Origin of the sequence: Intestinibacillus massiliensis (genome assembly GCF_900155735.1) — a bacterium.
Taxonomy (GTDB): Bacteria; Bacillota; Clostridia; order Oscillospirales; family Butyricicoccaceae; genus Intestinibacillus; species Intestinibacillus massiliensis.
Genome location: NZ_LT707058.1, coordinates 137,008 through 140,296 on the forward strand (window position 1 = coordinate 137,008; position 3,289 = coordinate 140,296).

Genomic DNA, 3,289 nt, shown 5'->3' on the forward strand with positions numbered 1-3,289 from the left:
GGAGCAGGCCGTCGACCGGGCGGCCGCTTTCCTGCGCGCGCATTTTGCGGAGCCGATCCAGCTCGGGGACGCGGCGCGCGTGGCCAATATGAGCCCCTACCATTTTTCCCGGCAGTTTAAAAAATACCAGGGCACGACCCCGCACGAGTTCCTGCTGTGCGAGCGTATGGCGGCGGCCAAGCTGCTGCTGCTCTCGACCGGGGAAAGCATCGAAAACATCGCCGCATCGTGCGGCTTCGCCAGCGCTTCGCACTTTATCCGCGCCTTCCGCGGGCGCAACGGCATCACGCCGATGCGTTTCCGGCAAATGCGCTTTTAAACGCCGGGCGGTGTTTTTTCAAAAAACCTTTGACAGGACGCACCGCGCGGGCTATACTGGAAAGCAGAAAGCAGGGGTGCCGTGATGAGCGGCTGAGAGGGCGTAGCGCCTAACCCTTTGAACCTGTTGGTTAGTACCATCGTAGGGAAGCTGCTGAAATGTCAAGCAAAATTGCCATTCAAAACCCGGCTTACCACGGTAAGCCGGGTTTTTTGTTGCCTGGGAAGGAAGGTGTTTGGAAAATGCGTTTAAACGGGGAGGAACGGGCGCTCGGCGCGCCGCAGGACATCCTGGCGTTTTTGGCCGCGCAGGGCTACGACCCGCAGCGCGTCGCCGTCGAGCGAAACGGGGAAATCGTCCCGCGCGCGGCGTTCGGGGACGTCCTGCTTGCGGAGGGCGACCGGCTCGAGGTCGTGGCCTTCGTCGGCGGCGGCTGAGGGGGGACCGTGGATGCAACTGACCAAGGAAGAGCTGCACGCCGCCCTGGTGGCGCGGCACGGCGAGGCCGTCCAGTCGCGGCTGGACGGCGCGTCCGTCGGCGTCGCGGGGCTTGGCGGGCTTGGCTCCANATCCTGGGTTCGGGCAAGTTTTCGCTCGACCTGGTGCGCGCGTCCATCGACTACGCGGACGCGCAGATCGTGACGCTGGCGCTGCGCCGCGCCAACGCGGGCGGCATTGCGAACATCCTGGACTATATCCCGGAGGGCGTGACGCTGCTGCCCAACACCTCCGGCGCGCGCAACGCAGAAGAGGCCGTGCGGATCGCGCGGCTGGCGCGCGAGTGCGGCTGCGGGGACTTTATCAAGATCGAGGTCATCCACGATTCCAAATACCTGCTGCCCGACAACTATGAGACCATCAAGGCGACCGAAACCCTTGCCAAGGAGGGGTTTGTGGTTATGCCTTACATGTACCCCGACCTCAACGCGGCGCGCGACCTCAAAAACGCGGGCGCGGCCTCGGTCATGCCGCTCGGCGCGCCGATCGGCTCCAACAAGGGGCTGTGCACGCGCGACTTTATCAAAATCCTGATCGACGAGATCGACCTGCCGGTTATCGTGGACGCGGGCATCGGCCGCCCGTCGCAGGCCTGCGAGGCCATGGAGCTGGGCGCGGCGGCCTGCATGGTGAACACGGCGATCGCGACCGCGGGCGATATCCCCGCGATGGCGGGCGCGTTCAAGCATGCCATCCAGGCGGGGCGCGCGGCCTACCTTGCGGGGCTGGGGCGCGTGCGGGAGACCGCGTCGGCCTCCTCCCCGCTGACGGGCTTCCTGGAAGGGTAACGCCCCGGCGCGTGGGCTCCCCATCACCTATTTTGAGCACATAAAGAAGGTTTTGACTATGAACGAACCCAAGACAGAGATGGTCGGCGCGAAATACATCACCCGCGCAACCGACCACATGCAGTACCAGCCCGGCATGGACAATATCGGCAGCGAGGTGCAGGACGAGGTCATCGCCCGCATGCAGGCCGAGGATTTCAGCCGTTACACGGCCGCGGACGTGCTTTGCGCCCTGCGCAAGGACGCGCTGCAGCCGGCGGATTTCGCCGCCCTGCTCTCCCCGGCGGCGCTGCCCTATCTCGAGCAGATGGCGCAGCGCGCGCAGGCAGAGACGCGCCGCCACTTCGGCAACTCCGTGCAGATGTTCACGCCGCTCTATATCGCGAACTACTGCGAAAACTACTGCATTTACTGCGGCTTTAACTGCCACAACAAAATCCGCCGCGCCAAGCTCGACATGGACGAGATCGAGCGGGAGCTGCAGGCGATCGCCGCAACCGGCCTGCAGGAAATCCTGATGCTGACCGGCGAGAGCCGCGCCATGTCGCCGGTCACGTATATCGGCGAGGCGGTCAAGCTGGCGCGCAAGTATTTCCGCGTCATCGGCGTGGAAATCTACCCGCTCAATGTCGACGAGTACGCCTACCTGCACGGCTGCGGCGTGGATTACGTCACGGTCTTCCAGGAGACCTACGATGCCGGCAAGTACGAGACCCTGCACCTCGGCGGCCACAAGCGCATTTTCCCGTACCGCCTGAACGCGCAGGAACGCGCCCTGATGGGCGGCATGCGCGGGGTGGGCTTTGCCGCGCTGCTCGGCCTGTCGGACTTCCGGAAAGACGCGTTCGCGACCGGGCTGCACGCCTACCTGCTGCAGCGCAAGTACCCGCATGCGGAGATCGCGTTTTCCTGCCCGCGCCTGCGCCCCATCATCAACAACGACAAGATCAACCCCAAGGATGTGCACGAGCCGCAGCTTTTGCAGGCCGTCTGCGCGTACCGCATCTTCATGCCGTTCGCCTCCATCACGATCTCGACGCGCGAGCGCGCGGGCTTCCGCGACAATATCATCGGCATCGCGGCGACCAAGATTTCCGCAGGCGTGGACGTCGGCATCGGCGGGCATTCCGGCGAGGACAAGGGCGACGAGCAGTTTGAGATTTCCGACGGCCGCTCGGTCGACGAGGTGCTGCAGGCCATCACCGGCCACGGCCTCCAGCCCGTGATGGCGGACTACCTGTATGTCTGAGGTCATTTGCGTGACAAACCGCGCGCTGTGCCCGGACGGCTTCCTGCCCCGGATGGCGCGCATCGCGGCCGCAAAGCCGCGCGCCGTCATCCTGCGGGAAAAGGACCTGGACGCGGCGGCATACGCAAGCCTTGCACAGGCTGTGCAAAACCTGTGCGCCCCGCATAGCGTGCCGCTGGTGCTAAGCGGGCGTGCGGCGCTGGCCTGCCGCCTGGGGCTTCCCGTACAGCTCTCCGTCCCCGCGCTGCGGGAAGCCGGCGCGCCGCCCGTCCCGTTCGGCGTATCGGTGCACTGCCCGGAGGAGGCCGCGGAAGCCGCGCGGGCGGGCGCGTCCTGGCTGGTGGCCGGGCACGTCTGGGACACTGCGTGCAAGGCCGGCCTGCCCGGCCGCGGGGAAGCGTTCCTGCGCGCCGCCGTGCAGGCGGCGGGTACGGC

Annotated in this window: 5 protein-coding genes and 1 riboswitch; all 5 genes read left to right on the top strand. The window is 65.9% G+C overall.

Annotated elements, in window-relative coordinates; genetic code table 11:
• A partial coding sequence (locus CZ203_RS07610) for a helix-turn-helix domain-containing protein (protein WP_143436176.1) occupies positions 1-319 on the top strand: 319 nt, incomplete at its 5' end.
• A gap of 62 nt (positions 320-381) precedes the next feature.
• Positions 382-485: riboswitch (TPP riboswitch) on the top strand.
• A 76-nt stretch (positions 486-561) separates the two neighbouring features.
• On the top strand, positions 562-756 hold the full coding sequence (gene thiS, locus CZ203_RS07615; RefSeq protein ID WP_087065530.1) for a sulfur carrier protein ThiS: 195 nt from the start codon (positions 562-564) through the stop codon (positions 754-756).
• Positions 757-888: 132 nt separating this feature from the next.
• A complete protein-coding gene (locus CZ203_RS07620; protein WP_087065586.1) occupies positions 889-1,605 on the top strand; it encodes a thiazole synthase in 717 nt (238 codons plus the stop codon).
• Positions 1,606-1,663: 58 nt separating this feature from the next.
• Positions 1,664-2,854 carry a 2-iminoacetate synthase ThiH gene (thiH, locus tag CZ203_RS07625; RefSeq protein ID WP_235847482.1) on the top strand — a complete coding sequence of 397 codons (1,191 nt, stop codon included), beginning with the start codon at positions 1,664-1,666 and terminating at the stop codon, positions 2,852-2,854.
• Positions 2,847-3,289 (top strand): thiamine phosphate synthase (locus CZ203_RS07630; protein WP_087065531.1); only part of this gene is annotated, 443 nt, incomplete at its 3' end. The genes thiH and CZ203_RS07630, both read left to right, overlap by 8 nt.